We start from the raw sequence: 4,508 nt of genomic DNA on the forward strand, positions 1-4,508 counted from the left end.
GGGGCTTTCGGCCAGCTATGACCTGCGTGGAAGCCCCCCTCCGTCAGGCCTTCGGCCTGCCACCTCCCCGTGCCGGGGAGGATAATGAGATTCAGGCGTCGTCGAGCGGGTACAGCGCCGCGCAGATCTTGCGGCCTTCGCTGCGCAGCACGCCCCAGGCGCGGGCGGCGGCGCGGCTGTCCATCACCTCGACGCCCAGCCCGCGTGCCTCCAGTGCCGCGACGAAAGCGGCGGGCGCCCGGCGCAGATTTGCGCCGGTGCCGAGCAAGAGAAACTCCGGCGCTTCGTCGACCAGCGCCGCGACCGATTCGGGAGCCAGCAACTCGAAGGGCGGCGGGCTCCACGGCTCGTGCCAGTCGGGCGATAGGAGCAGCGCAGGGTAAGCGATCTCGCCCACCCGAAAGCCCGTGGCGGCAAAGCCACGGACGATCGGACCGGGCGCGGTCGGATCGCGTGTGATGCGGATCGAATCGCTCACGCGGGCGCTCAGCTCTCGCGCGGGGTGATGCGCTCGGCGTCGGCCACCTTGCGCTTGTCGGTGGTGCCCGGCTTCTCGCGATTCGGCTCGGCGCGCAGGCCCAGCGTGATGAGCAGCGAGGACGAGACGTAGATCGACGAATAGGTGCCGACCACGATGCCCAGGATCATCGCCGCGGTGAAGCCGCGCAGCACATGGCCACCCAGCAGCAGCAGCGCGATCAGCGCCAGCAGGATCGTGACCGAGGTCATGACCGTGCGCGGCAGCGTCTCGTTCACCGACAGGTTGATGATCTCACGCATGTCCATCTTGCGATAGCGGCGCATATTCTCGCGGATGCGGTCGTCGATGACGATCTTGTCGTTGATCGAATAGCCGATGATCGTCAGGAACGCCGCGATGATCGTCAGGTCCAGCTCGAACTGGGTGATCGCGAAGAAGCCCAGCGTGACGAGAAGGTCGTGGACGATGGCGACGATGGTCGACACGCCGAACTGCCATTCGAAGCGGAAGATGGCGAACAGGCCGATGCCCAGGATCGCCAGGACGACCGCCAGCACGCCGTGCTTGATCAGTTCGCCCGACACCTTGCCCGACACCGTGTCGTAACGGCTGAAGGTCGCACCGGGGAATTGCTGGCCCAGCGCGGTTTCCACCTTGCGGACGACGGCGTTGGTCGCGCCTTCGTCGTTGGACTTGGGCACCGGCAGGCGGATGCTGACCGTGCGGCCGTCGCCGACCGCCTGGATATTGGCTTCACCCACGCCCAGTCCGTCGATCACCGAGCGAACCCGGTCGGCCGAAGGCGGGGTGGGGAATTTCTCCTCGATCATCAGGCCGCCGACGAAGTCGACGCCCAGATTGAGGCCCTTGGCGAACGTCACGCCGACCGCCAGCAGGGTGAGCGCGAGCGTCAGCCCGAACGCCCAGCCGCGCAGGCGGACAAAGTCGATGTTCGTATTGTCGGGGACGAGTTTCAGGAGGCGCATGATCTGTTCTCCTGCCTCAAATATTGATGGTCTTGGGCTTCTCGCGGCGCAACCACAGCGCCACGAGCATCCGCGTGAAGGTAACGGCGGTGAACACGCTGGTCACGATGCCGATCAGCAGCACGACCGCGAAGCCCTTCACAGGCCCCGAGCCGAGCACGAGCATGATGACGCCCGAAATCGCGTGGGTCACGTTCGCCTCGAAGATGGTGCGGCTGGCTTCCTTATACCCCAGCTCGACCGCCTGGACGACGTTGCGCCCGCGTCGTCGCTCTTCGCGAATACGCTCGTTGATCAGCACGTTGGCGTCGACCGCGGTGCCGATGGTCAGGATGAAGCCCGCGATACCCGGCAGGGTCAGCGTCGCGTTCAGCATCGCCATGACGGCCAGGATGACCAGCACGTTGATGATAACCGCGATGTTCGCATAGATGCCGAACCGGCCATAGGTGACGGTCATGAAGATGATGACCGCGACCGCCGCGATCGCCGAAGCCAGGATGCCTGCGCGGATCGAGTCCGCACCCAGATCGGGGCCGACGGTGCGTTCCTCGACGACCTTCAGGTCGATCGGCAGCTTGCCCGAACGCAGCGAGATCGCCAGCTGGTTCGCCGTGTCGACGGTGAAGTTGCCCATGATTTGAGCGCGACCGCCCAGGATCGGCTCGTTGATGTTGGGGGCCGACAGCACCTGGCCGTCGAGGATGATGGCGAAGGGCTTGCCGGTATTTTCCTGGGTGATGCGCGCGAACTTGCGTCCGCCCTGCGCGTCGAAGGTGATCGCCACCTGCGGCGCGTTGGTCTGCTGGTCGAAGGTCTGCTGCGCGTCGATCAGCTGGTCGCCCGAGATGATGACCGGCCGCTTGACCGCGATCACCGGCGCGCCCAGCGGATTGCCCGGATAGGGCAGGACCTGGCTGCCCGCGGGCGCATTGCCCTTGGCCACCTCGACCGGGTTGGCGGTGGTGTCGACCAGCTTGAATTCCAGCTTGGCGGTCTTGCCGATCAGGTCTTTCAGCTGTTGCGGATCCTGCAGGCCGGGCACCTGCACCACGATGCGGTTGCTGCCCTGCTGAAGGATCGTCGGTTCCTTGGTGCCCAGCGCGTCGATACGACGCCGGACGACCTCGGTCGCGGTTTTCATCGCGGTATCGACCGCCTGGGTCAGGCCCGCCTGGGTCGGCTTCAGGACGAAGCGCGAGGTGTCGACGACGTTGATGTCCCATTCGCGCTGGCCGGTCATGCCCGCCCCGCCGCCGGTGATCGCCAGCAACCGCTCGCGCGCCGCATCGACCTGCGAGGGATCGCGCAGCATGAAGCTGAGCTGGCCGCCCCGCACCGAGATATCGCCGATGTCGATACGCGGATTGCCGCGCCGCATTTCGGCCGCGACCTGATCGCGCATCGTCTCCAGCCGGGTATTGGCCAGATCGCCCGTGTCCGCCTCCAGCAGCAGATAACTGCCGCCCGCCAGATCGAGGCCCTTGTTCACGCGGGGATGCGGGATCGCCCCCCAGCTGTTCGTGACGCTCTCAGGCAGGAAGCTCGGGACCGCCAGCAGGCACAGGGCCGCCAGCAGCGCGACGATGGAAGCGACCTTCCAGCGGGGGAAATCCAGCATGGGGTCAGTCGTTCGCGGGCTTGGCGGTGGGGTCGATCACGTCGGTCAGCGTCGCCTTGACCACGCGGACGCGGACGTTCGGCGCGATCTCGACCTCGACCAGCTGGTCCTCGACCCGGGTCACCTTGCCGACGATGCCGCCCGCCGTGGTGACCTGATCGCCCTTCTTGACCGACTCGATCGACGCCTGCAGCGTCTTCATCCGGCGCTGCTGCGGGCGGATCATCAGGAAATAGAAGACGACGAAGACGAGGAGCAGCGGCGCGAGGCTGAGGAACGAGGCGGCTCCGCTCGATGCGGCGGCGCCGGAGGCGGCTGCCATCACGGCGACTGGGGCGGTGAAGGGAATGAACATTCGGACCCGTCTATGCTGAATGGGCACGGGTACGTGCCGACCGATGACGATCGACAAGCCCCCATGTCGGATAGCCTGCCCGCTACCATCGCAGGCGGACAGGCGCAATGGAGAGGCGGATGTGGTGTCGCGACTATCGCAACATCAAGGCTTGCATCCCGGATAAAACCCGCCTAGAGGCCGCCGCTCGGTCGGGGCGTAGCGCAGCCTGGTAGCGCATCACACTGGGGGTGTGGGGGTCGCAGGTTCGAATCCTGTCGCCCCGACCAATCATCTACTGACATCGGTGGACGACGACAGAGCGGGCGAAAGCCCGCTCTTTTCGTTTCTGGCAGGTTCTGCTTTCACCGTGGAGTGAAGCGCGGGAGGTTTGGCTTCATGGCGGACCAAAGCGACCCAAGCTGAATGGTGGCTATTGGGTGGAAAGCGATCGTTCGTCTATGGTGGTGTGGGAAGAGATGGTCGGGTTAAGAAAGCACGGTGAACCAACTTTTTGACCCGCCCTCGTTCGACAACCCTCATCAGGAAGCTGTGTTCTGGCGCGGGGTGCTCGTTCATCATTATGCGATCGTTGAGTTCAAGATATCGGACCTGATAATTCGCACTTTTTACAGCGCAGAATATCAGCATCTTCCAAAGAAGATGAGCTACCCATGGAGCAAGCGATTAAAACAACTTGGTTGCATACTTGATGCTCCGGGGCCACTGTCAGCCTACTCCGCCCAGTGCCGAAACCTGATCGGACAAATTGGTCTTATTGAAAGCGATAGGCATCTAATCGTTCATGGCCTGATGAGAATTCACGAGGTTGGTCATGAGCAGGTCGTGCATTTTGAATGCTGTGACGCTCAAAACAGTCGTCTCAACGAAAATCGATATTACCTGTCGGAAGTGCGCTATATCGCGCAAGAGACTGGTTCCGCCGCTGAAGTGCTTTGGGACCTAATCGATGAAATGATTTCGTTCGCACAGCTACTGCCCATCCCGTTGGGTAAGCGCGAGGCTCGGCAGCGAAACGTGCGCGAATTTTAGTCGATCAAGTCACCTTCCGCCGGTTTGGCTCAC

The 4,508-nt window shown here is 63.7% G+C and carries 5 protein-coding genes and 1 tRNA gene; 2 read left to right on the forward strand and 4 right to left on the reverse strand.

Translation table 11 applies throughout. The features are described 5' to 3' along the window. Positions 1-91: 91 nt before the first annotated feature. The 4 genes from SP5_RS04035 to yajC are packed head-to-tail and all read right to left on the reverse strand — an operon-like array spanning position 92 to position 3,410. A complete protein-coding gene (locus SP5_RS04035; protein ID WP_245613396.1) occupies positions 92-478 on the reverse strand; it encodes an Mth938-like domain-containing protein in 387 nt (128 codons plus the stop codon). Between the two features lie 8 nt (positions 479-486). Continuing rightward, positions 487-1,467: a protein translocase subunit SecF gene (gene secF, locus SP5_RS04040; RefSeq protein WP_042484458.1), complete on the reverse strand. Its 981-nt coding sequence runs from the start codon at positions 1,465-1,467 to the stop codon at positions 487-489. 16 nt (positions 1,468-1,483) lie between these two features. Next, the gene (gene secD, locus SP5_RS04045; protein WP_042484461.1) at positions 1,484-3,088 is read right to left on the reverse strand and encodes a protein translocase subunit SecD; all 1,605 of its coding nucleotides are present in this window, start codon (positions 3,086-3,088) and stop codon (positions 1,484-1,486) included. Positions 3,089-3,092: 4 nt separating this feature from the next. Continuing rightward, positions 3,093-3,410: a preprotein translocase subunit YajC gene (yajC, locus tag SP5_RS04050; RefSeq protein ID WP_042484466.1), complete on the reverse strand. Its 318-nt coding sequence runs from the start codon at positions 3,408-3,410 to the stop codon at positions 3,093-3,095. Between the two features lie 225 nt (positions 3,411-3,635). On the opposite strand from yajC, the gene SP5_RS04055 reads away from it, so the two are divergent. Together SP5_RS04055 and SP5_RS19005 are read left to right on the forward strand one after the other, a co-directional pair. Continuing rightward, positions 3,636-3,712, forward strand: a tRNA-Pro gene (locus tag SP5_RS04055). A gap of 211 nt (positions 3,713-3,923) precedes the next feature. Next, on the forward strand, positions 3,924-4,475 hold the full coding sequence (locus SP5_RS19005; protein WP_157013569.1) for a hypothetical protein: 552 nt from the start codon (positions 3,924-3,926) through the stop codon (positions 4,473-4,475). The last annotated feature ends 33 nt before the right edge of the window (positions 4,476-4,508 follow it).

The organism is Sphingomonas parapaucimobilis NBRC 15100, from assembly GCF_000787715.1.
Lineage (GTDB): Bacteria > Pseudomonadota > Alphaproteobacteria > Sphingomonadales > Sphingomonadaceae > Sphingomonas > Sphingomonas parapaucimobilis.